This is a genomic window from Mucilaginibacter sp. cycad4, assembly GCF_034263275.1.
Lineage (GTDB): Bacteria > Bacteroidota > Bacteroidia > Sphingobacteriales > Sphingobacteriaceae > Mucilaginibacter.
In genome coordinates this window covers 7,052,503-7,075,068 of record NZ_CP139559.1, presented here as the reverse complement: position 1 = coordinate 7,075,068, position 22,566 = coordinate 7,052,503, and the positions used below count along the sequence as shown (strand labels likewise).

19 protein-coding genes are annotated in these 22,566 nt (G+C 42.6%); 12 read left to right on the top strand and 7 right to left on the bottom strand.

The window, feature by feature from the left end; translation table 11 throughout:
- Positions 1 to 3 precede the first annotated feature (3 nt).
- The 6 genes from SNE26_RS29315 to SNE26_RS29290 all read right to left on the bottom strand — a co-directional run bounded on the left by SNE26_RS29315 (position 4) and on the right by SNE26_RS29290 (position 12,858).
- Positions 4 to 1,356, bottom strand: a complete 1,353-nt coding sequence (locus tag SNE26_RS29315; protein WP_321557340.1) for a glucoamylase family protein — start codon at positions 1,354 to 1,356, stop codon at positions 4 to 6.
- A 115-nt stretch (positions 1,357 to 1,471) separates the two neighbouring features.
- Positions 1,472 to 2,953 carry a RagB/SusD family nutrient uptake outer membrane protein gene (locus SNE26_RS29310; RefSeq protein WP_321557339.1) on the bottom strand — a complete coding sequence of 494 codons (1,482 nt, stop codon included), beginning with the start codon at positions 2,951 to 2,953 and terminating at the stop codon, positions 1,472 to 1,474.
- Positions 2,954 to 2,964: 11 nt separating this feature from the next.
- Entirely contained in the window at positions 2,965 to 5,988 is a 3,024-nt protein-coding gene (locus SNE26_RS29305) for a TonB-dependent receptor (protein ID WP_321557338.1), read from the bottom strand.
- 249 nt (positions 5,989 to 6,237) lie between these two features.
- Positions 6,238 to 9,132 carry a triple tyrosine motif-containing protein gene (locus tag SNE26_RS29300; RefSeq protein WP_321557337.1) on the bottom strand — a complete coding sequence of 965 codons (2,895 nt, stop codon included), beginning with the start codon at positions 9,130 to 9,132 and terminating at the stop codon, positions 6,238 to 6,240.
- Between the two features lie 116 nt (positions 9,133 to 9,248).
- Positions 9,249 to 10,205 (bottom strand): rhodanese-related sulfurtransferase, encoded by a 957-nt coding sequence (locus SNE26_RS29295; RefSeq protein WP_321560063.1) that lies wholly within the window; start codon positions 10,203 to 10,205, stop codon positions 9,249 to 9,251.
- 172 nt (positions 10,206 to 10,377) lie between these two features.
- On the bottom strand, positions 10,378 to 12,858 hold the full coding sequence (locus SNE26_RS29290) for a DUF5686 family protein (protein WP_321557336.1): 2,481 nt from the start codon (positions 12,856 to 12,858) through the stop codon (positions 10,378 to 10,380).
- A gap of 130 nt (positions 12,859 to 12,988) precedes the next feature.
- Here SNE26_RS29290 and kbl point away from each other — a divergent pair, with 130 nt between their 5' ends.
- Genes kbl through SNE26_RS29260 form a run of 6 tightly spaced genes read left to right on the top strand, consistent with a single transcriptional unit; the run spans position 12,989 to position 16,924 of the window.
- Positions 12,989 to 14,179, top strand: coding sequence for a glycine C-acetyltransferase (gene kbl, locus SNE26_RS29285; protein WP_321557335.1), 1,191 nt, complete (start codon positions 12,989 to 12,991; stop codon positions 14,177 to 14,179).
- A gap of 40 nt (positions 14,180 to 14,219) precedes the next feature.
- Positions 14,220 to 14,492 (top strand): DUF6364 family protein, encoded by a 273-nt coding sequence (locus tag SNE26_RS29280; protein ID WP_321557334.1) that lies wholly within the window; start codon positions 14,220 to 14,222, stop codon positions 14,490 to 14,492.
- Positions 14,489 to 14,899, top strand: a complete 411-nt coding sequence (locus tag SNE26_RS29275) for a PIN domain-containing protein (RefSeq protein ID WP_321557333.1) — start codon at positions 14,489 to 14,491, stop codon at positions 14,897 to 14,899. Before SNE26_RS29280 ends, SNE26_RS29275 begins: the two co-directional genes overlap by 4 nt.
- Complete coding sequence (pheS, locus tag SNE26_RS29270) at positions 14,899 to 15,933, top strand: phenylalanine--tRNA ligase subunit alpha (protein ID WP_321557332.1); 1,035 nt, start codon at positions 14,899 to 14,901, stop codon at positions 15,931 to 15,933. Before SNE26_RS29275 ends, pheS begins: the two co-directional genes overlap by 1 nt.
- Positions 15,930 to 16,343 (top strand): hypothetical protein, encoded by a 414-nt coding sequence (locus SNE26_RS29265; RefSeq protein ID WP_321557331.1) that lies wholly within the window; start codon positions 15,930 to 15,932, stop codon positions 16,341 to 16,343. Before pheS ends, SNE26_RS29265 begins: the two co-directional genes overlap by 4 nt.
- On the top strand, positions 16,343 to 16,924 hold the full coding sequence (locus SNE26_RS29260) for a TetR/AcrR family transcriptional regulator (protein WP_274986816.1): 582 nt from the start codon (positions 16,343 to 16,345) through the stop codon (positions 16,922 to 16,924). Before SNE26_RS29265 ends, SNE26_RS29260 begins: the two co-directional genes overlap by 1 nt.
- On the opposite strand, the gene SNE26_RS29255 is transcribed toward SNE26_RS29260, so the two are convergent.
- On the bottom strand, positions 16,925 to 17,317 hold the full coding sequence (locus tag SNE26_RS29255) for a hypothetical protein (RefSeq protein WP_321557330.1): 393 nt from the start codon (positions 17,315 to 17,317) through the stop codon (positions 16,925 to 16,927).
- Positions 17,318 to 17,498: 181 nt separating this feature from the next.
- Between SNE26_RS29255 and creD the strand changes: the two genes are divergently transcribed.
- The 6 genes from creD (at position 17,499) to SNE26_RS29225 (ending at position 22,524) form a co-directional block, all read left to right on the top strand.
- A complete protein-coding gene (gene creD, locus SNE26_RS29250) occupies positions 17,499 to 18,833 on the top strand; it encodes a cell envelope integrity protein CreD (protein WP_321557329.1) in 1,335 nt (444 codons plus the stop codon).
- 119 nt (positions 18,834 to 18,952) lie between these two features.
- Positions 18,953 to 19,081, top strand: coding sequence for a hypothetical protein (locus SNE26_RS29245; protein ID WP_321557328.1), 129 nt, complete (start codon positions 18,953 to 18,955; stop codon positions 19,079 to 19,081).
- Positions 19,082 to 19,164: 83 nt separating this feature from the next.
- Complete coding sequence (rlmD, locus tag SNE26_RS29240; protein ID WP_321557327.1) at positions 19,165 to 20,571, top strand: 23S rRNA (uracil(1939)-C(5))-methyltransferase RlmD; 1,407 nt, start codon at positions 19,165 to 19,167, stop codon at positions 20,569 to 20,571.
- An 81-nt stretch (positions 20,572 to 20,652) separates the two neighbouring features.
- Entirely contained in the window at positions 20,653 to 21,042 is a 390-nt protein-coding gene (locus tag SNE26_RS29235; RefSeq protein WP_321555493.1) for a transposase, read from the top strand.
- Complete coding sequence (locus SNE26_RS29230; protein ID WP_321555494.1) at positions 20,937 to 21,851, top strand: IS3 family transposase; 915 nt, start codon at positions 20,937 to 20,939, stop codon at positions 21,849 to 21,851. Before SNE26_RS29235 ends, SNE26_RS29230 begins: the two co-directional genes overlap by 106 nt.
- Positions 21,852 to 22,128: 277 nt before the next feature.
- The gene (locus tag SNE26_RS29225) at positions 22,129 to 22,524 is read left to right on the top strand and encodes a hypothetical protein (RefSeq protein WP_321557326.1); all 396 of its coding nucleotides are present in this window, start codon (positions 22,129 to 22,131) and stop codon (positions 22,522 to 22,524) included.
- Positions 22,525 to 22,566: the final 42 nt, after the last annotated feature.

The following is a 22,566-nucleotide window of genomic DNA, read 5'->3' as shown; positions in this document are numbered from 1 at the left end:
GAATTAATTTTTTGCGATAGCAGGGCTTTCAAAACCAAGCTTTTTCAAGCCTCCCTGTACTTCGGGACAGCTCATGAAAAGTTTCCAGAGCAAGCCGGTACGGTAATTTTCAATCATCACAATAATCGGCCCCTGGTCTATAGCTAAATAGGAGTTGGCGTACCAGTTATGCGATTCGCTGAAGGCATCGGTAAAACCATATTCGCCCCAGATCTTATCGCCCAGGTCATAATAAAAATGGCGCAGTGCTTTCATCGAGTATTCGGGGGTATAAGGGAACGCCGATAATGCCGCAGTTGGGGTAATTACACCCAGATCGTTAGTTGGCGAATGGGCATTGTATCCTTCAAAGTTATCGCTGGCAGTTAGGCCCCAGCAATTTTCACCATAGCCCTTAAACTTTTTAGGGTTATCAACACAGTAAGCATGATTGATCAATGTGTGGTTTTTATTTTGCTCCCAGTAATCGGCATACTCATCCTTTAATCCCTTAGGATTAAGGCCGAGGAATGAATATTGCGAGAAGAATAGCGGACCGCCATAATCAAAACCAAGCGGCAGTTTAAAACCATAAAAAGTTTTCCCGTTTTTAAAGAAGTCGCTTTGCGCCCAGCCGCGGTGATATACCTCAGCGCTAACCGGGTAACGCTGTGCCGATGCTGCCAGTACATACGTTATTAAACATTCGTTAAATCCGTGGATCGGAAAATTCATGGCCCAGCCATTGTTGGGGCTCCAGTGCCAGTAAAGGGCATCGCGACCGTCGCGGGTGTACCAGTTCCATTCCATTTCGCCCCACATCCAGTTAATTACATCACGGATCCGGCGCTCTTTAGGGGCATCGGCATTGAAATATTGCCTTGCACACAACAAGCCCTGGAATAAATAAGCCGACTCAACAATATCCCCACCATCGTCCTTCCGGCCAAAGCGGATCACTTTGCCTGTTTCACCATTTAACCAATGCGGAAAAGCACCGTGAAAAGCGTCGGCCTTGTATAAAAAGTTAACGATCTTCACCATACGGTCAACCGCCTGTTCATGGGTAATCCATTTGCGGTTGTCGGCCACAATGAGCGACATAATGCCAAAACCCGAACCTCCCGTGGTTACCACTTCATTACCATAATCAAAAGAAGTATTACTGCGTTCGCGGGCCAGTCCGCTTACCGGGTGACCAAAATCCCAAAAGTAACGGAAGGTTTGGCGCTGCACCACATCAAGCAGGGCGCTATCGGTAAGGTTTTTAATAATTCCAACAGGTTTGATACCATCATCTGTTTTTTTTGCTTGTTTTTGAGCAAAGGAACAAATGGCAGCCAATATAAATACCGGAGTAATAAATAGTTTTTTCATAAAGCTATTTGCGTTTGAATATGAAAAACAGGGTTTTCATTAAAAAAAGAGGTTGCCCGTTAAACCCAACAAGGCAACCTCATGATCAATCAACTGTGTGTATTTTATTGGCTAATTAATAACCAGGGTTTTGCGTTAATGCGCCACCGCTCAGGTCAATTTCATTTTGCGGTACAGGCCATACTTCATTTTTGCCAGCTTTCCAACCACGTGAACCAAAAACTGCAGTACCCCTGCCCTGACGGATCACATCGAAATAACGTTCAAATTCCATAGCAAGCTCAACCCTTCTTTCATTGTATATGGCAGTGCGTAATGCAGCCTGATCGGTAGTTGTAACTTTAGGTAAAATAGCGTTATTTCCAGCACGGGCGCGGGCACGAACCTGCTCTAACGGAATTAATGCAGCTGCAGAATTACCAAGTTCATTATTTGCTTCAGCGTTCATCAGCAATACGTCGGCGTAACGTAATACGATCTTGTTTTGCTGGCAGCCTTCATTAAAACCTGATACATACAGGCTGAAAGGCACGTATGATTTTTGGTTATACATTGGGTTATCGCCGGTAGCCGGGATCTTATCACCCTCGGGTGTAGTTTCGCCCCTGAATATGATAGTAGCATCACGACGCGGGTCGCCGGTTTCGTAAGCAGCAGCTAAACCTGCGCTCGGCACGTTAAAGCCCCAGCCGCCGCCCGTAACACCACGTACGCCCTGTACCTGAGAGTACTGCGAATTTGAAGCAGCCGGATTATTAGGGATCAAAGCACACTGTACCTCAAATATCGATTCCTGGTTGTTTTTATGCGTTGTACGGAACATTTGCTCATAATCAGGATACAATGAATAACCAAAACCCATAACCTGGTTGGTATAGCTTAAAACATCGCTCCATTTTTTTAGATACATGGCAACTTTTGCATGCAGTGCAATGGCGGCGCCTTTTGTAGCGTGACCTATATCAGCAGAACTGTAGGTTTGCGGCAATACATTGGCAGCATCAGTCAAATCTGTTTCAATAGCTGCCCAAACCTGTGCTTTGGCAGTACGTGGCAGGTTATATTCAGAAGCATCCTTAGGTAAGCTTAAACGTAATGGTACATCGCCAAATGCCCTAACCAACCTGAAATATGAATAAGCCCTGATAAACTTAGCTTCGGCCAGGTATCTGGCTTTTAAAGTTTCGTCCATCGTAATACCAGGCACATTAGTCAGGATCTGGTTAGCAAAATTGATGTTTTGATACTGCCCTTTCCAGAAACCACCCAGTTGGGCATCACCCGAGGTAATGGTAAAGTTATGGTAGTCATTAAAAAAGGTAGCATCGCTGGCGGTACTGCCTTTTTCTACATCATCAGAACCCATGCTCTCTACAGCAATAGGTGCAAAGGCGATGTTGTTCCACTCGCGCAGGTTGGCATACATGGCGCTAACCGCTTTAGTAGCATCATCCTGGGTTTTAAAAAATTGGGTAGCCGCGGTATTTTGTGCCGGGTCCACATTTAAGAAGCTTTTTTTACAGCTTTGAAACGATATGATTGAAGCGATAAGGCCTAAAGCAACGACCTTACGCGAATATTTTGTACTATTTTTCATCTTTATATTGATTAAAAAGTAACGTTAACACCAAAATTATAGGTAGCAAACAACGGATACACACTTGCATCAATACCACGGCTGCCTACATCACCGCCGATCTCCGGCGAGAAGCCTTTGTAGCCGAACAGGTTGATGGCATTTTGCGCATTTGCATAGATCCTCACTTTTGAAATATTCAGTTTTTTCAGGAAATCGCCCGGTATGGTGTAGCCCAATTGTGCATTCCTCATCCTGAAGTATGCACCGCTTTCAACATAGAAAGAGTTGGGAGCGGCATTGCTATTTTTACCAACATTTACTGAAGGGTAGGTATTTGAAGTATTAGCTCCATGCCAGCGGTGTTCATAAAAATCCTGCGTGAAGTTTTCGTTACCAAAGCGGTAAGCGATATTGGCATTATAAACACTGACACCGGCTACACCCTGGAAATCTAATGCCAGGTCGAAGTTTTTATAAGTGAATGAAGTATTTATACCATAGTTATATTTTGGCAAAGGGCTACCTAAAGCTACACGGTCGCGGCTATCCAATATACCGTCGTTATTGGTATCCTGGTAAATGAAGTCGCCGGGAGCCGCACCAGGTTGTTTTGAAGCAGCAACCTGCGCTGCTGTTTGGAAAATACCCGTCACCTTGTATCCATAAAACTGGCCTATTGGCTGGCCAACCACGGTACGTGTAGCCAATGCACCATTGGCAATACCTTCGCCGCCGTCATAAATTGGGTTTTGACCGGTTACAACTTTAAGTACTTTATTATTGTTGATGCCAATATTAGCACTAAGGCTGTAATTGAAATCTTTAGATGGATTATCTTTCCAACCTAATGAAAACTCCCATCCCCTGTTTTGAATACTTGCCTGGTTGCCTATCAATGAGCTGTTAACCGTACCTAATGAGCCTGCAACCGGGATTGCGAAAATAGCATCCTGGGTTTCCCTGTTGTAATAATCGGCTTCAAAAGTTAATTTATTTTCAAGCAGGCCACCTTCTATACCAAAATCAGATGATACTGTTTTTTCCCAAACGATAGATGGCGGTACTATTGAGTTAATACTTGCACCCGGATAAATTGTAGTCGGGTTGCCGAATAAACCTGTCAGGTAAGGATCTGTTGCAATAACCTGTACGGTTGGGTTAATGGGTACCCCTGAGTTACCAACTTTTCCCCAGCTTCCGCGTAATTTCAGGTTACTGAATACTTTCTGATCTTTCATGAACTCCTCGTTAGTAATTACCCAGCCCGCACCAACCGAAGGGAAGTATCCATAAGTATGGTCTCCATAAAACTGAGAAGCACCATCACGACGAATAGAGGCGTTCAGCAAATATTTATCCCTGAACGAATAATTAACACGTGCAAACTGTGATAATGCACGGGTATGGATCTGGCTGCCCGGAGTTGCAAAGTAGTTTACATTGGTGGTATCAGGGAAAGAGCTTCTGATGCTGCCGTTTTTCACATACGGAACATAATCAGCCTTACCGTCTATTTGTTTAGTATGGTTATTTTGGGCACTGTAACCTACCAAAGCTATAATTTTATGATCTTTTATTTTAACATCATAGGTAAGTGTATTCTCCCAAATCCAGTTACGGACATCAGTATGGTTGATGTCCAGATTGGTTTTATTACTCTGTTGTTTTAAGGTAGCAAAGTATTGAGGGGAATATCCCCTTACTTCATTCTGGCTGATATCGCCGCCAAAGCTCGACTTAAATTTGAAGTTTTTAAGGAAGGTAACTTCGCCGTAAGCGTTATAGGTAAAACGCTTGTTTTTTGTACGCTGATTAAAGAAATCAATAGTGGCCTGCGGGTTATAGTTATTACCATCGCCGGTGCCGTAATCGTTAGGATCGCCATAACCGCCATCAGCTTTTCGTACAGGTAGTGTAGGGGCCGCGCCAAATAACTGGTGAAAAATGTCGCTGTTAACATCACGCGATACATCCGACAAACCACTTGCGGTATAACCGAATTTTAAGTTTTTAGTTGGCTTAAAATCATTTGACAAGTGAACAGTGTAACGCTGATAATTATTTGTTTTAGCCAAACCATCCTGGTTAAGATAACCAAACGAATAGTTGTAAGTATACTTATCAGTACCACCGCTTATTGATGCCTCATGGTTTGTAGTAAATGCTTTGCGCAATATTTGTTTATACCAGTCGGTTCCTTTACCGTATGATGAAGGATCGCTGAATATCGGGTCGCCGCCATTTAATGCCGAAAGCTCATTCACTGCTGTAGCATACTGGTTAGCGTTTGCCATTTTTACCTGGTTAGTAACAGCCTGAAGACCTACATATCCATTGTAATTAATAACCGGTTTACCCTTTGTACCACGTTTTGTTCCGATTAACACTACACCGTTGGCTGCACGGATACCGTAGATAGCTGTACTTGACGCATCTTTTAAAATACTGAAGCTTTCAATATCCTGGGGGTTAAGGAAGCTGATGTCATCGTACCAAACACCGTCAACAACAAACAGCGGTTTGGTATTACCATAAATAGTACCTAAACCACGAATAGTAATATCCGGCGATTTACCCGGAGTACCGCTGTTGGTGATTTGTACACCTGATACTTTACCCTGTAAACCGCTCAGTGCGTTAGGTGAAGCTTGTTTGGCAACATCGGCGCCTTTAACCGTAGCTATCGAACCGGTTACGTCAAGCTTTCGTTGGGTACCGTAGCCAATAACAACTACCTGTTGCAGTTCGTTGGTTTGCGGCTGCAAAGTTATGTTAATGGTTGTTTGCGTACCTACGGCCACAGTTTGTGTGGCATAACCTATATAAGCAACATTTAAAGTGGAATTAGCGGGGGCGTTAAGTGTGAACGCGCCATTTACGTCTGTTTGGGTGCCTATAGTTGTTCCTTTAACTGAAACAGACACGCCTATTAAGGCTTCGCCTGTTTTTCCGTCAGTTATTTTACCTTTTAGTGTAACGTTTTGTGCAAACGCTGCGTCATTGCAAAACAACAGTAACAACATCAACCCTGAAATAGTAAATATTCTTTTCATAGTGGTTAATAAATAATACGGATTGAAAAAATAATTGGTTTGTTGATTTGCAAAGCTGTACAGATAATCAGCCTTTAACAAATAATGTAACTCAACATTAATACACCTGTATAAGAATACTTTCACATGAAATGTTTTTACAAAACATAACAACCTATTTAACAGATAGTTAAAAGCAGACCTACTACTACACAACGTGCATAGCATCCAATGCCTCAAAATGACACAATGAGAGGTAATGATGTAGTGTTAAAGCTCGATGAGAAACTCGGTAAGGTTTTTATCATGCTCCAGGTTGAGCTTTTTGCGGAGCCTGTACCGCCGGATTTCCACACCCCGTAATGAAATATTAAGTAGTGAAGCCATCTCTTTACTGCTCATGTTCATACGCAGGTAAGCGCATAATTTAAGATCATTTGGTACCAGATCCGGGTGGCCGGCTTTCAATTTTTTAAAGAAATTTTCGTGTGCTTCGTTGAAACTGTTTTCAAAAATGTTCCAGTCGCGGTCATCACTCATGCCTTCATCAATCACTTTCTGGATGCGCCGCAATTGCTCATCTGCAAGTTTCTTACCATCGCCTCCTTTCAGGTGGGTTAGTTCGTCGCTTATCTTTTGCAGCAACTCATTTTTATAAACTATGTTCATGGCCGAGTTGGCAAGCTCACGGCTTTTGCTGGCCAGGTCGGCCTGCAGCTGTTCATTTTTTATGTTGATGATATGCTGCTCGTTGGCTATGGCCTCCTGTTTCAGAAATTCCTCTTTTTCTTTTTGTAGCTTTTGGTGAATTTGCTGCTGATGTTTTTTTAATTTAAGGCCGTAATAATACCTTATCAAATAAAACAGCAATACAGCCAGCAACACATAAAACACCATTGCTATTTTGCCGGCATACCAGGGCGGCAACACTGTAAAAGTTATTGTTGAAACAGCAGATTGGTACTGATCATTGATTTTTGCGCGTACCTTGAAATTATAGGTGCCCTGGTTAAGGTTGGTAAACTCTTTTTGGCTTAAAGGCGTCCACTCGCTCCATTGATGCGAGTATCCTTCCAGGTAATATTGAAACCTGATCTTTGCCTGCGTATAGTAAGGCAGCGAATAACTTATGCGAATGTTATTCTCTGCATAAGGAACTTCAATGTTGTTGCTTTCCTCTCCTGCTTCGCTTATCAGCGTAACCTTATCAGTAACATTCTCTATCCTCCTGATCAAAACATCGGGTATTTTGACCCTATTGGGCAGTTGGGCATCCGCATCGTTCAAGATCACAAAGCCATCATCAACGCTTATTAAATAAGTTGAATTGTTAATACGGTTGATGGTTTCATAGTGTTGTACCATTTGGCCGTTCAGAATAGAAAACCTGTTGGTATCAATAGTTAGCTTACCGGGAACAGACATGTCGGCCAAACCAACCCTGCCCTGGTTAATGAACCAGTATTTTTTCCCTATTGCCTTTATGATTTTGCTTGAGGTTGCAAATGTACCCAGCTTGCTGTTAAGCTGCTGATATTTATAAAACCTGTCTGTAATATCATCATAAACATAAAAACCTGAATCGGAAGAGAAAACGATGCGATTATCCAGGTCAAATACATTGATGTTGTAGCTTCCGGGCAATCCATGCTTTTTGTCGTAATAAATGTGCGATACTACAGAGCGCTGATCGGCACTTAAAGTGAGTTTATAGATCCCTTTATAAGCATGGCTCACCCAAATCTGACCTTTGGCATCACGCTCCACGTAACGGGAGGGCTCACTAAACCCTGTCAGTTTGTGGCTATACTGCCAATTGCCTCCGGCATCTTTCCGGTAAATAACCAAACCTGTATAGGTACCCTGCATCAGCACATCGGGAGCCATTTTCTTGATAGTCCAGCCACCTGTTACGTCGGAGATTTTTTTCATTGAAGCTCCGTTTACCTGGTATGTTCCATCATTATGGCCGCAAAGCAACCTGTTGTCCTGTAACGACAAATCCCACACCTGCCCCTGCGAGCCGGGGATCAGCTTAAAATCAAATGTTTGAAATGGGCTGTTATAGTTATCAGGCAGCCAATCGCTGTAAAATAAACCCTGATTGGTACCGAGATAGATCTTTTTATCAAAAATGATACTGGAATAAACCGTACCAAACTTGCCTGTTTTGTCGAAATAAAAATACAAAGGCGAATTAACCTCTATCCTGTCGATCCCATTATCAAGCCCTGCCCACAAGTTTTGCCCCGCATCCGTATAAAGGCTTAACACGGTATTGTTTTGCATACCACTTGCTTTATTGATATGCTGAACCACGCGCCCCGCGGTGTCAATGATCACTATGCCATTTAGGATAGTGCCATAGGCAAAATATTTATTTGCTATAGCTGCGCCATTATTTAGCTGATAGGTTGTTAAAAAATCGTTAGCCTGGTTGGCCCATGGCTTTACTGTTTTTCCGTCATAGATAAACAAGCCGCTCTTTGCCGTGCCGATGAGATATTTATTGTGCTGAAAAGGCAAAATAGATAACACACCGCTTGCACCTAAAATGTTGCTCCCTTCAATATATTGCAACTTTGAACCCTTAAGCTCAAAAATGCCTTTAGTTAACTGCTCTACAAAAAAATGGCTACCGCTTTTAAAAAGAAACAAATACGGCTCATGCGTTTTTACCACCTCAATTTTACCGGCCGAATAAATATAAATAGCACCGAATGATTGAAAAAGCACCCTGTCGTTATCGCAGTATATCTTCCAGATTTCTTCTGTTACCGGCAAAAAACTTTTAGGTACCAGGTTAATAAGCGAGGTATATTTTAAAATACCCCTGCCATCATTGTGCCAGTAACCAAACTCGCCATAGCCCCCTGCATAAACCTTTCCCTTGCCATCCGCACTAACCGAACGTACAATTAAGCCATTAGGCATGTGGTACTGCTGCCAGTACTTGCCATCAAAGGTCAGCAGGCCTTCGGCATTGCCAAAGTACATGATCTCATGCTCATCGCGCGTTACCGACCAGTTTTGATTGCCAAACTGGTAAAGCGCTTTGGTATAATTTTGCACATATGGTACCCCTATGCTCTTGATATCAACCGCAAATGCTTGCCAAACCGAAATACAAAGCAGGTAAATAAAAACTAACAGGGGTTTACGCATGGCTAAAATAAAATGATGCTAATGTAATTCAACTTACGAAAGTAATGTTTGAGCCAGATAAATAAAAAAGCATACCCTTATGGATAAGCTCGGTATCATTTATCATGCAGATGATTTTAATCGGCAGGCTGCAATTTGCTTTTACTTACATTTACTGGCTGCGGCACTTTTACATAATAACCGGTACCATCATAAACGCGTTTACGCGGATGCTCTTTACAAGCGATGCTGCAGCAGCCATCCATAGCAGTACCGCATTCATCGCACTGGGTAAAATGCTCATTGCACTCGGGGTTGGCACAATTGATCATTTTTGGCGTAGTTTTGCCGCAATTTAAACAAGTTGAAATAACAACCGGGTTAACGCTGTTCACATCAACAGAAAGGCGGTTATCAAACACATAGCATTTGCCCTCAAAATCCTCGCCGCCTGCTTCCTTGCCGTATTTAATGATGCCGCCATGCAACTGGTACACTTCAGGAAAACCCTCATGCAAGAGTAATGCCGATGCTTTTTCGCATTTGATACCACCGGTGCAATAGGTCAGGATCTTTTTATCCTTGTACTTAGCCAGCTCATTGATCATCGCCGGAAAATCACGGAAGTTATCGATATCAAGGGTTACCGCATTTTTAAACTTGCCTAAAGAGTGCTCGTAGTTGGAGCGTACATCCAAAACAACCACATCGTCCCTGTCCTTCATCGCCAAAAACTCTTTTGGCTCCAGGTGTTTACCTGTTTGTTGCTTAGGGTCGATCACATTCGGGTCACGAAGACCTGAGTGTACGATCTCCGATTTATAACGCACGTGCATTTTTACAAACGAAGGCGTATCTACTTCATCAATTTTAAAGTCGATACCGGCAAAACGCTCGTCGGCGTGCAGGGTATCCATGTAGGCTTTACAAGCTTCGACAGAGCCCGAAACGGTACCGTTAAGCCCTTCATCGGCCACAATAATGCGCCCGGTTAAACCTAAACTTTTACAAAATTTTAAATGATCGGCAGCAAACTGCTCCGCATTAGCTATTGTTGAATAACAATAGTATAGTAGGGTATTATACATTTCCATAAAATCATTGATACTGCTGCAAACAGTGTTAAATGAGCGCGGCAAAGATACGAACTTTGTTCGTAGTCCGAAAGTCTGAAGTCCGAAAGTCCGTAAGAAAAAGATCAATCATTAAAATCACGAGAAAAAAACTTTCGGACTTATGCGGACTTTCCGACTTCCGGACTCTCCCCTACCTTATTCCGTAAAAGATCCTGAAGCCCTGAATGTACTTTTTATCGCCTGCGTAGGAAATACCATAGTCAACCCGGAAAATGAGGCGCTGGATGCCTACATAAAACTCGCGGTAGTTTCGGTTGTTTTTTGTGGTGAGATAATTGGCCCCGATAATCTCTTCGAGCTTAAATTTCCGTAACAGCGGAATATGGTTAAATATCGACCCGGCAAAGTTATGCTGGTAATGCGCTTCTAAAAAAGCGCCGTTGGTACTGTAGGTATAAAACGGCAGGAAGTGAAAGCTGCCCACATAGGTAGGGTCGAAAGTGGTACCCTGGTTACCTAAAAAGTGGTTATAATCCATGTAATACAGCGTATTGTTATTGAAAAAACCGCCGCCTGATAGTTTAAAGGATGAATAGCCGGTAAGCCCTACGCGGATATGGTCTTGTGAAAGATCCACAGAAGCAAAATCATAATCTACATCCGAGCCAATGATGTTTTTAAACCCCTTGCGATAGTTTACCGTTAACGTTGGATATTTTGAGGGCAGGTTAAATTTGCCGGTGGGCCGGGTTTCGTACCGCTGGTCGAAAGTAAAGGTGGCCGATGCGTTAAATACCAAAGCCTGGTTATCCGGAAACAAAAAAGAGTGGTCATTAGCCGGGGTGCCCGGAGGGGCCAACGGGTTGTTTGAAGTAAACTCACGATCCTTATTATCTTTTATCTTGCTAAACGACGTATTGTACAACTGCGAACGACTTGAATACGACAACCCGCCTTTTAAAAAAACGCCATTCAATATTTCGCGCTGGTAGCCAAAATCACCATAATGACTGCGGTAATATTTAACGTAGTTGTTTTCGCTCAGGAGCGTACTCAGCGTATTGAAATATAATGAACGTGTGCCAACATTATTAAGATCGAGTACATCGCTGCCAAAATCAGCGTAAAACTTAGCGTTATGGAACGGATCATTCTTATACTCAAAGCCCATGTTGGCGCTGAAGATCTTATTGGAGAAACCATAGCGAACAGCCGGCGTAACCGTTAAAGAATGAAAATCATCAATAGTACGGATATAACTTACCTTAGCGTTAATCCCAAACCCCTCAACCGTGTTGTAATAAAAAGTTTGTATAAACGGGAAAATATACAATGAATCCCTGTTGCTTTTATTGCTGGCGGCGTAACCAAAAATCAGGTAACCCGGATAGTTGATATGGTTTTTATGATGCTGAAGCGAATCCAGGTAAGTATCCGTTTTTTTATATTCTTCAAAAGCATCTTTTTTCCTGTAATCACGATCCTCAGAAGCAGTTAAAGGGATCGGTCGTGCATTGGCCCAGTAACCGGGCTTTTTGCTATTGGCCACGGTATCAATTTTTAAAATCTCCCCGGTAAAAAAGCCATCAGGAAAAGTTGGGTTGATTTTATAGTTATTGTAAACAGCGGCGTAATAACCACCAAATTTAAACCCGAAAACGGCACCTTTAAAGTTATATTGGGTTGATGCAGGCATCCATACGCTATCAGTTATGGCTACGTATTGCTGCCTGATCTTTAAAGTATCAACCAGGTTAAGGTTGCTTGTTTTATTTTCAATAAACAGGTCAACGCTGTAAATGCGCCAGTCGCCGTCAACAATATAAATGTCACCTTGAAAATACTGGCCATGCCCGCGCTTCGGAATTACCTGGATCTTATGAATGGTATGGCCATTTTCAACCGAAGTCCCTAACAATTTGTAATTATAAAATCTGGGACCATATGACGCAACCGGCGATACAAAGCCCCGGGAGGCCAATCCGTTTATGATAAATACATTCTGGTAAAAATTGGCTTGCAGGTCGGATGCTTTTTTGTAGCCGAATGCCGTGTTCTGCCCGGCCATTCGGTTAGCAATGGTAATCTCCCGCACCTTGTTGGGCTTTTGAAAATTATATTCGGATAATGATTCGGACTGATAGAGGATACCGCGTCCGTTAGTATCCAGATCGAGTGTTTTCCTTACCTCCTGCCCCAGCAACGATTTGGGCACACTCAACAACTTTTGCACCCCCTTAATATAAACGGCGCATGAGTAGGACGCAGCCTCTTCAATATAATACTTCCGCTTTTTTAGCACCTGCTTCATGATGGTATCGGCCGCATCCCGGTTTTTACGATAAATTTCGGCTACCCTGTTGGTGGCAAATACTTCATCATCCATTTGTACGTTATGTTCCTGATCCTGATCTGTTATGGCTACCTGCTCTATCTTTTCAGTATATCCAACATAGCGATATATGACGTTATAGGTGCCGGGAGCAAGTTTGAACTGGTAAATTCCGTTTTCGTTGGCGGTTGTACCATAGGTGGAATTACGGATATAAATAGAAACAAAAGGAATGGCCTGTCCATTCTTATCGGCTATTTTTCTTGTCAAAAGCGATTGCTGTGCGGAGGCTGTTATTACGCTTAAAGCAATGGTCAATAGTAGTATGTATTTTCTCATATGTTACTTATGCGTAATACTTTAGAGCTTAAAAATGTTTTATTATTCACTTAATAATTATTTAAGGTTTAATAACCCCTATCAAATGCCTGCGAATGCTTAATTTTGTACCCTTTAAAACACGCACGCTATGTACAATACACTAAAGCCGGTTTTACAGCAGGAACTAACCGAAATTGAAAACGCAGGGTTATATAAAAGGGAACGGATCATTACTTCGCCCCAGGGCGCCGATATCACTGTACAAAGCGGTGCCGAAGTAATTAACTTTTGCGCCAATAACTACCTTGGCTTATCTGGCAATGCCAAAGTGATCCAGGCGGCTAAAGATGCCATGGATACCCATGGTTACGGCTTATCATCTGTACGGTTTATATGTGGTACACAGGACATACATAAAGAGCTTGAAAAAAAGATAGCCGAATTTTTAGGCACTGAAGATACCATACTTTACGCTGCGGCATTTGATGCCAACGGCGGAGTGTTTGAACCTTTGTTCAACGACCAGGACGCTATAATTTCTGACGAACTGAACCATGCATCGATCATTGACGGTGTGCGCCTTTGCAAAGCCCAGCGCTACCGTTACAAGCACGATGACATGGCCGACCTGGAAGAAAAACTAAAAGCTACACAGGAACTACGCCACCGGATTATTGTAACCGATGGTGCTTTCAGTATGGACGGCACCATTGCCCAGTTAGATAAGATCTGTGATCTGGCTGATAAATACAGCGCGCTGGTCATGATAGATGAGAGCCATTGCTCCGGCTTTATGGGCAAAAGCGGTCGCGGTACGCATGAGCACCACAACGTTATGGGCAGGATTGATATCATCACCGGTACATTAGGCAAAGCTCTGGGTGGCGCGTCGGGCGGTTTTACATCGGGCCGTAAAGAAATTATTGACATGCTGCGCCAGCGTTCACGCCCATACCTTTTCTCGAATACTTTGGCCCCGGCCATTACAGGAGCTTCTATTGCAGTGCTGGATATGCTGAGCGAAACCACCGAGCTGCGCGATAAACTGGAAAGTAATACGCAATATTTCCGTCAAAAAATGACGGAAGCAGGTTTTGATATTAAACCCGGCGTACATCCTATAGTCCCGGTTATGTTGTATGATGCCAAGCTGGCCCAGGAGTTTGCCGCTAAAATGCTTGATGAAGGGATTTATGTGATCGGTTTTTACTACCCGGTAGTACCGCAAGGCAAAGCAAGGATCAGGGTACAGATCTCGGCAGCGCATGATTTGCACCATTTGGATAAAGCTATTGCAGCGTTTACTAAGGTTGGTAAGGAGCTGGGAGTATTAAAATAAAGTAAATTGTCTTAAATTTGTACATTAACAGTTAAAAGTTATGGCAAAGCTGATTTTGGATATTGAACCGGATGTTTTAAAACAGGCAGAGCTTTATGCCGATAAAACGCATACCAATCTGTCCAAGTTAATTGAACGTTATTTAAAAAGGGTTACAACCAGCGCTACTGCTATTGACGAGCCTAAGGCAAATGTAAAAATTGTAGAAATAGGGGATTGGGTAAAAAAACTAACATTATCAAAAACGCCAACTCCTGACTTTGACGCCAAAGCAGAGTACCATAAACATCTTGATGAAAAATACGGCTTATGAAATTGGCCTTTATTGACTCAGATGTTTTGCTTGACGTTATTTTAAATAGGCCGACCTTTTATAGCGCATCTGCACAAATTCTATCGTTATCCATAGGTAGCGGATATAATTTTTGCACAGCGGTACATACCCTCATTAATGTTCACTACTTTACAAAGAAATACTTAGGAGCAGAAACCGCGATCGAAGCTATAAAATTACTGTCGAAACAGCTACGGGTATTAGGCGAAGACGCCACAACTATAAATGATGCGATAGCTTCGGACTTTAAAGATTTTGAAGATGCCGTTCAATATTTTGCCGCCAAAAATGCGGGAGTAGATCTAATTATCACCCGAAATATAAAAGACTATAAAAACTCAACAATACCGGTTTTAACAGCCGAACAATTTTTAAATACATTATAATGCAAGCTCAGATAGACCAATATACCGCCGAGATCAATGCCTTTTCACCTGCCAACGCAGATGAACTGGAAGCGTTCCGTATTAAGTTTTTAGGCACCAAGGGTATCATTAAAGACCTGTTTGAGCAGTTTAAAAGCGTTAGCCCGGAAGAGAAACGCACCTTTGGTAAAGTACTTAATGAGTTTAAACAACTGGCTGAAGCTAAGTACAACGAACTAAAGGAAAATGTTGGCGCAGATACTCAAAGCAAAGGCAATGATCTTGACCTTACTTTGCCCGGTGATGGTTTTACTGTAGGCTCACGCCATCCGCTGTCGTTGGTTCGTAACGAGATCATCGATATTTTTAAGCGTTTAGGTTTCGTTGTTGCTGAAGGCCCGGAAATTGAAGACGATTGGCATAACTTCTCGGCCCTGAACTTTCCCGAAGAGCACCCGGCCCGGGATATGCAGGATACCTTCTTCATCAAAAAGAATAACGGCAAGGATGATATTGCCCTGCGTACCCACACCTCATCGGTACAGGTACGAATGATGGAAGCAGGCAAACCGCCGTTCCGCGCCATTATGCCGGGCAGGGTTTATCGCAACGAGGCTATTTCGGCCCGTGCGCATTGCTTTTTCCACCAGGTTGAAGGTTTATATGTTGACGAGAATGTATCTTTCTCCGATCTGAAGCAAACCCTTTACCACTTCGTTCAGGAGCTTTATGGCGAAGGTACAAGGGTGCGTTTCCGCCCGTCATACTTCCCGTTCACGGAGCCATCGGCCGAGATGGATATTTCATGCACCATTTGCGGTGGTGCCGGTTGTAACATGTGTAAGCACAGCGGCTGGGTAGAAATTTTAGGCTGCGGCATGGTTGATCCTAACGTGTTGGAAAACTGCGGTATCGACAGTAAAAAATATACAGGCTTTGCCTTTGGTATGGGTATGGAGCGGATTGCCAATCTTAAATACGTGATCCGCGACCTGCGCCTGTTCTCAGAAAACGATGTGCGTTTCCTTAAACAGTTCCAAACTGAAATGTTATGAGGAAACTGCTGTTCATGATATTGGTAAGTATCAGTTGCTTTTCGTGCGGAAAAGCAACTGATAATGTACCGAGCGTACCTGTTAATTTTCAGGCGGCATTGGGCACGCCTGCATTAAGCCCGCTTAACGTTTCGGGCGGCGCGGTGGCAATTAACGGCTATGGCGTTGCCGGACTGATCATTTACCGCAAAGTGAACGGCACTTATGCAGCTTATGACAGGTGCAGTAGTTATCAGCCTGAAAAAAAATGCGCGGTGACTATTGACAATACAGGCTTTACAGTGACGGACCCCTGCAGCGGATCTAAGTTTAGCCTTGAAGATGGCACACCGGTAAAAGCCCCGGCCACAAAGGCATTAAGAACCTATAGGGTAGCTGTTACCCAATTTGAAATTCAAGTAACTAATTAATGGAAGCCGATAAAATAAAAGATAGCATTAAGCGGGCAGCACAGGAACTTTTCCGCAAATTCGGGTACCATAAAACCAGTGTTAATGAGATTGCCAAAAAGGCAAAAATCGCCAAGGCAACCATCTATAAATACTTCGACAGCAAAGAAGCCATATTACACGTTTTGCTGATGGACTACATCAAAGCCAGCGTTGACGACCTGGTACAAAGCAATTGGAACGATATTGATGAAGAGGTTTATCTCAATAACCTCATCATGAAAACCTGCCGCCTCTCCTACACTGTTTGTAATGAGTTCATTGGCTGGGACTTTATCCGCGAATCAACCAACTCCCAGGATTTTTTAAAAAACCTCTCTAACGAACTGGAAGAACTGCTTATGGCATCATTTATCCAGTTGCCCGGCATCCGCAAGCATGAAACTTACCAGCAGCGCTTACGCTTCCTGATCAAATGCAGCAAAAGCATTGTGTTTAGTTTTGCCTTTACTTCAGTAAGTGATTCGGACGTACGGAAAAATTTTGTTTCGTTTCAGAAAGAGATTTTGCCTTATTTGGTTAAGGCCGCGGTCTCGGTTTAATCAGGTTATCTTAATATTAATTGAACCCGACTCTTCAATATCCCATATTGTAGCTTTTTCTAAATTAATCGCATTGAGGTTTAAAAACGAATCGGCTTTTTGTTGATAATCATCTAACCCTTCACCATACCTTGGCAAGGCAATGATACTATTGTCATCTTCGTCGTGCATTCTCCTCAGTCGATCGGCAAGAAGCTCAATCGTGTTTTCTGAATAAGTACATTGAACGTCATCAGCAGGTGATAAATCCTCATTAAACAAAAAATAGTCTGTTACAAGAATAGAGAAAAACTGCTCATCCCTCCTATCAAAATAAAATATTTCAGAAAGCCATTTTGGCGACTGGCGTAATCCTGCTATTATCCAGCCATAAATTTGCTTTTCTTTTTCCATTATGATATAAATATAAAAATTCAAACAACGCCATGTATTGAAACATGCTCTCGTGTTCTAATTATTTTTAATTTACTTTGAAATACAAAGTACTTTACACTATCTTTGTCATAGGCTTAGCAAAAGCCCTTCTTTTTAATCATAAACTTTGAGATGCAAAGTACTTTATATCTAAACAATCATGATAGAGGAACAATTTCCAAAACAAACAACATTAGGCTGGCTCAGGGAGTCGGCAACATTTAAATTAATCTTCATAGGCATCTTAGCGCTTTTACTGCTAATTCCTTCGGCCTTCATCCAAAACCTGGTAACCGAACGTGCAGTCAGACAGGGTGAAACGGCCAAAGAGGTATCAGATAACTGGTCGGCCAGCCAGATCATCAAGGGCCCAATATTGGTTATCCCTTATAAAAAAGGAATAAATATGACCGACACTGCTAAGCAGGCGCCTATAGAAAACCTGTACATACTGCCCGATAACCTGCACATTAAGGCGGGCCTTACAACACAGCTTCGGCACCGTGGCATTTTTGATGTGGCGGTGTATAATACACAGGTAAAAGTAAGCGGTAATTTTGCCAAACTTGATCTCTCCTCACTCGGTATAAATATAAATCAGCTTCTTTTAAACAAAGCCAGGTTTGAATTTAGTGTGAGCGATTTGAAAGGTTTGAAAAGTAACCCGGTCATAAAAACAACTCAACCCACATTTAGCGCCGAACCTTCGTTTGAATCTGTGTTTGGCAATGGTTTGCAGGCCGCAGTTGATCTTTCAGCAATAAACAATAACGAGATCCCATTTGATTACACGCTTGATCTGAAAGGCAGTGAAGGATTAAGCTTTTTACAACTTGGTAAAACTACCGATGTGCGCGTAAATGGCAACTGGAGCAGCCCGAGCTTTGATGGCAATTTCCTTCCCGATGATCCTAAAGTTGATAAAGGCGGCTTTAGCGCCAGCTGGCGCATGATGTATTACAACCGCCCCTTTCCGCAACAGTGGACCGGTCAGCAAAAAACATTGGATAACGATAAAAAACTGGAAGAGGCCACTTTTGGTGTAAAACTTCGCCTACCGGTTGATCAGTACCAGAAAACCATGCGCACCAGCAAGTATGCCATATTTATCATCCTCCTTACTTTCATCTCCTTGTTTTTAACCGAAGTTATCCGTAAGCAGCCCATACATATGTTCAACTACATACTTATTGGCACGGCTATGGTTATTTATTATACGCTGCTGCTGTCGTTTTCAGAACAGGTTGGATATAATGTCGCTTACCTGATAGCCTCTGTATCAACCATAGCGCTCATATCCGTATTTATATCATCACTGTTAAAAAACGGAAAGGCAGCCATGTTATTCGCCTTTATTTTAGCTGTGTTTTACGCTTTCATCTTTGTGATCATTCAACTGGAGGACCTTGCCTTAATGGTTGGCAGTATCGCCCTCTTTATCATTATAGCGGTGTTGATGTATTTTTCGCGCAAGATAAACTGGGATAAAAATTAATCATTATACGCACTGATCAGCAAAGGTTTCAGCAATCTTTGCTGATTAGCAATTAAACCTTATACCAATTTGGTTTTTAGTTTAAAAATCACTATGTTAGCATAGTAATTTTTTATTTTATGAGCAGCGAACTAACAGACTTTTCAGACCTGATTGATGAGCAATTTGAGATAGAGGATATCGATACCACTGATATGGTTAAATATCTGCTAAGCTTATTTGTTAAAGATCTTGTTTTAATATCGTAACGCCTTTTAAAGGCGAACGGCTTTCTTTTGCTTCTTCCCTCCCATTTTCAGGATTAAATAAATACGGTTAACTTTGCAGCCTGATGAGTAAAGCTAACAAACCAAAGTTTTTTGAGAACGTACAGATCATTGACATTGCCGAAGAAGGCAAAGGCGTAGGCAAAGCCGATGATTTTGTTCTTTTTGTAGATAAGGCCGTACCCGGCGATATTGCCGATGTACAAGTGTACCGGAGTAAGAAAAACTTCGGCGAAGGCAAGATCACCGAATTAAAACAAGCTTCTGAATACCGCACTACTGCTTTTTGTGAGCACTTTGGTACCTGTGGCGGCTGCAAATGGCAACACATGACTTATGAAGCACAGCTCAAATTCAAACAAAAATCAGTTGTTGATGCTTTAAGTCGTTTAGCTAAGATCAACGTTGATGGCATCATGCCTATTGTACCATCTCCTGCCGACAGATATTACCGCAATAAACTTGAGTTTACCTTCTCTAACAAACGCTGGCTCTACGATGGCGAAAACAAGGAAGACGGCACCCTGAACATGAATGCGCTGGGCTTTCATATCCCCGGCCGTTTTGATAAGATATTGGATGTAAACCATTGCTATCTGCAAGCCGAGCCATCCAACAGCCTGCGCAATGAAATCCGTGATTTTACCATACAGCAAGGCTACACCTATTATGATCTGCGTAACCACAGCGGCATGCTCCGCAATTTGATTGTGCGCACCTCATCAACCGGCGAGATCATGGTGATTGTAGTTTTTGCATACGCGGAGCAAAGCGAAATCGATGGCCTGATGAGCCATATCGATGCCCGTTTCCCGGAAATCACCTCATTGCTGTACATTGAAAATCAGAAAAAGAACGATACCATATTTGACCAGGATGTTGTGGCCTTTAAAGGACCTGAATACATCCACGAGGAAATGAACGGCATTAAATTCCGAATCGGGCCAAAATCATTTTATCAAACCAACTCCATCCAGGCGCTTCGCCTGTATGAAATAACCCGCGATTTCGCCGAATTTAAAGGGGACGAGCTGGTATATGACCTTTACACTGGCGCCGGTACTATTGCCAACTTTGTTGCCAGTCATGTGCGTGAGGTTGTTGGTGTTGAATATGTACCAACGGCTATTGAAGACGCCAAGATAAACTCGGCCATTAACAATATCACCAACACCAAATTTTATGCAGGGGATATGAAGGATGTGCTGGTAGCTGATTTTGTAGCAGAGCATGGCAAACCGGATGTGATCATCACCGACCCGCCGCGCGCAGGTATGCACCCGGATGTAGTAGCCCGTTTAATGGAAATTGAAGCACCCAAAATTGTTTACGTAAGCTGCAATGCCGCCACCCAGGCCCGCGACTTGCTGGTGTTAAAGGAAAAATACGATACCGTGAAGATCCAGCCGGTGGATATGTTCCCGCATACACAGCACGTGGAAAATGTGGTGTTGCTCTTATTAAGAGATTAGAGATTGGAGGTAAGAGATTAGTTGTAGTTGTCCTGTCCTGAAATAGGTTGACAAAAAAAGGTTAACAAAAAGGCAGGAAACATGACAAGAAGTAGCGTAAGAGTAGTTCGGTACAGTATTAGCTTTAAACAAAAAGTAGTCAGGGAGATAGAAGAAGAAGGTCTGAGCCTGACAGAAGCAAGCCGTCGCTACGGGATCGGTGGAGCAGAGACAGTAAGCAGATGGCTTGGTGCATTAGGTAAACAATATTTACAAAACAAGGTAATCAGAGTGGAAACGAAAGCAGAGAAGGGTCGGTTATTAGAATTAGAACAGGAAGTTAAAAAGTTAAAGCTGGCTTTGGCAGATGCTTACCTGGCGCGGGATTGCGCAGAAGAGGTAGTCAAGCAGGCAGGCAAACTATACGGGGAGGATTTAAAAAAAAAGTTTGGCGGTCAAGTATCGGAGCGCTCCGGTCAAAATACAGATTAAATGAGTTATGCCGCTATTTTGAAGTAAGCCGGAGTGGTTACTATAAAGCGGTATCTGCTGCAGACAGAAAAGCATTAAATGAGACAGTTATCTTATCATTGGTACATGAGGTTCGCAGGAACCATCCGCGTCTGGGAGGCAAGAAGTTATACTTTCTGCTAAAGAAAGATATAACTAAAGCAGGAATACGGATGGGTAGGGATATGTTCTTTGAGTTGTTGGGCCGGCATAAGCTATTGGTAAAAAGACGCCGTAAATATGTTTCTACGACAGATTCTTATCATCGCTTCAGGGTCTACAGGAACCTAATGAAGGATAGACAGCTTACCAGTGCTCATCAGTGTTGGGTATCTGATATTACCTATATTCGTACATCAAAAGACTTTGTATACCTGTTTTTGATCACAGACGCGTTTTCGCGAAAAGTGGTAGGCTGGCATTTGTCAGATAGTCTTAGAATTGCGGGGGCTATCCGTAGCCTTCAAATGGCTATCCGGCAACGACAGTTTACGGATAGCCTGATCCATCATTCAGACCGGGGAATCCAGTATTGCAGCAATGATTATACAAAACTGTTAAAAAAGGCTAAAATCGGTATCAGCATGACAGAAGAGAACCATTGCTACGAAAATGCCATGGCGGAACGGGTGAATGGAATCTTAAAACAAGAATATGGTCTTGATAGTACATTCACTTCCGAAAAGGATGCACTTAGGGCAGTAAAAGAGGCTATAAACTCATATAATATGAACAGGCCGCATTGGTCCTTAAACCTGGCAACACCGCAGCAGATACACATGGCTGCATAAGTTATTAACAAAAGAAACGCATCTTTTAAAAGAAAAAAAGAAGCAAAAAAAGAAAAGCTGTTAATAAGTCGAAAACTCTTCGAGTTTCCGACTTATTAACAGCTCAAATAAACAACAATAATGTCTACTTTTTTCAGGACATGACAAGTTGGCTTATAGTTCATGGTTAATAGTTCATAGCCGAAGCCTCATCAGCGAAATCAACATAATCAAAAAAACATCAACGGTCAAAATCGGTGTAATCACCCGGGAATCGGTGTAATCACAAAATAAAAATATGAACCCTGAAGAACTGCTTAACGAAGGAAACGAACGCAACAAACCGGCGGCTGATAGTCCGCTGATAAGTTTGGAGCGCGACCTGAAATATTTTAATGAGTCAATCAAAGAGGTGTCGGAAGAGATTATGAATGAGGGACTGTCCACATACCCCATTTTTATTGCCCACCAGCATGAATTAAGTCTTGGCGAACTGATCCTTGACCGCCACGATTTAAATTCGGAATGGAGCATCCATGCCTCCACACTCGAGGAATTTATAGAACGTGATGTAATAAAACCCGTACTGAAAGACCGTTTTATTAAAAGCTATAAAAACCCGTACGAGTACATGTGCGTGTTTGTTGTAGTGCCCGAAGGGGCAAACTTTGTGTACTTTCCATACGTGAAATAATTATTGAAAGTTAAAAACTGCAGGGTTGCTTGTATACACGTT

Excerpts from the sequence above, each read along its gene's own strand:
- SNE26_RS29245 (WP_321557328.1), top strand. The coding sequence starts at position 18,953 with ATGAGCAGCGAACTAACAGACTTTTCAGACCTGATTGATGAGCAATTT.
- SNE26_RS29290 (WP_321557336.1), bottom strand. The coding sequence starts at position 12,858 with ATGAGAAAATACATACTACTATTGACCATTGCTTTAAGCGTAATAACA.
- pheS (WP_321557332.1), top strand. The coding sequence starts at position 14,899 with ATGCAAGCTCAGATAGACCAATATACCGCCGAGATCAATGCCTTTTCA.
- SNE26_RS29255 (WP_321557330.1), bottom strand. The coding sequence starts at position 17,317 with ATGGAAAAAGAAAAGCAAATTTATGGCTGGATAATAGCAGGATTACGC.
- creD (WP_321557329.1), top strand. The coding sequence starts at position 17,499 with ATGATAGAGGAACAATTTCCAAAACAAACAACATTAGGCTGGCTCAGG.
- SNE26_RS29275 (WP_321557333.1), top strand. The coding sequence starts at position 14,489 with ATGAAATTGGCCTTTATTGACTCAGATGTTTTGCTTGACGTTATTTTA.
- kbl (WP_321557335.1), top strand. The coding sequence starts at position 12,989 with ATGTACAATACACTAAAGCCGGTTTTACAGCAGGAACTAACCGAAATT.
- SNE26_RS29280 (WP_321557334.1), top strand. The coding sequence starts at position 14,220 with ATGGCAAAGCTGATTTTGGATATTGAACCGGATGTTTTAAAACAGGCA.
- SNE26_RS29295 (WP_321560063.1), bottom strand. The coding sequence starts at position 10,205 with ATGGAAATGTATAATACCCTACTATACTATTGTTATTCAACAATAGCT.
- SNE26_RS29300 (WP_321557337.1), bottom strand. The coding sequence starts at position 9,132 with ATGCGTAAACCCCTGTTAGTTTTTATTTACCTGCTTTGTATTTCGGTT.
- rlmD (WP_321557327.1), top strand. The coding sequence starts at position 19,165 with ATGAGTAAAGCTAACAAACCAAAGTTTTTTGAGAACGTACAGATCATT.
- SNE26_RS29225 (WP_321557326.1), top strand. The coding sequence starts at position 22,129 with ATGAACCCTGAAGAACTGCTTAACGAAGGAAACGAACGCAACAAACCG.
- SNE26_RS29260 (WP_274986816.1), top strand. The coding sequence starts at position 16,343 with ATGGAAGCCGATAAAATAAAAGATAGCATTAAGCGGGCAGCACAGGAA.
- SNE26_RS29235 (WP_321555493.1), top strand. The coding sequence starts at position 20,653 with ATGACAAGAAGTAGCGTAAGAGTAGTTCGGTACAGTATTAGCTTTAAA.
- SNE26_RS29315 (WP_321557340.1), bottom strand. The coding sequence starts at position 1,356 with ATGAAAAAACTATTTATTACTCCGGTATTTATATTGGCTGCCATTTGT.
- SNE26_RS29310 (WP_321557339.1), bottom strand. The coding sequence starts at position 2,953 with ATGAAAAATAGTACAAAATATTCGCGTAAGGTCGTTGCTTTAGGCCTT.
- SNE26_RS29265 (WP_321557331.1), top strand. The coding sequence starts at position 15,930 with ATGAGGAAACTGCTGTTCATGATATTGGTAAGTATCAGTTGCTTTTCG.
- SNE26_RS29305 (WP_321557338.1), bottom strand. The coding sequence starts at position 5,988 with ATGAAAAGAATATTTACTATTTCAGGGTTGATGTTGTTACTGTTGTTT.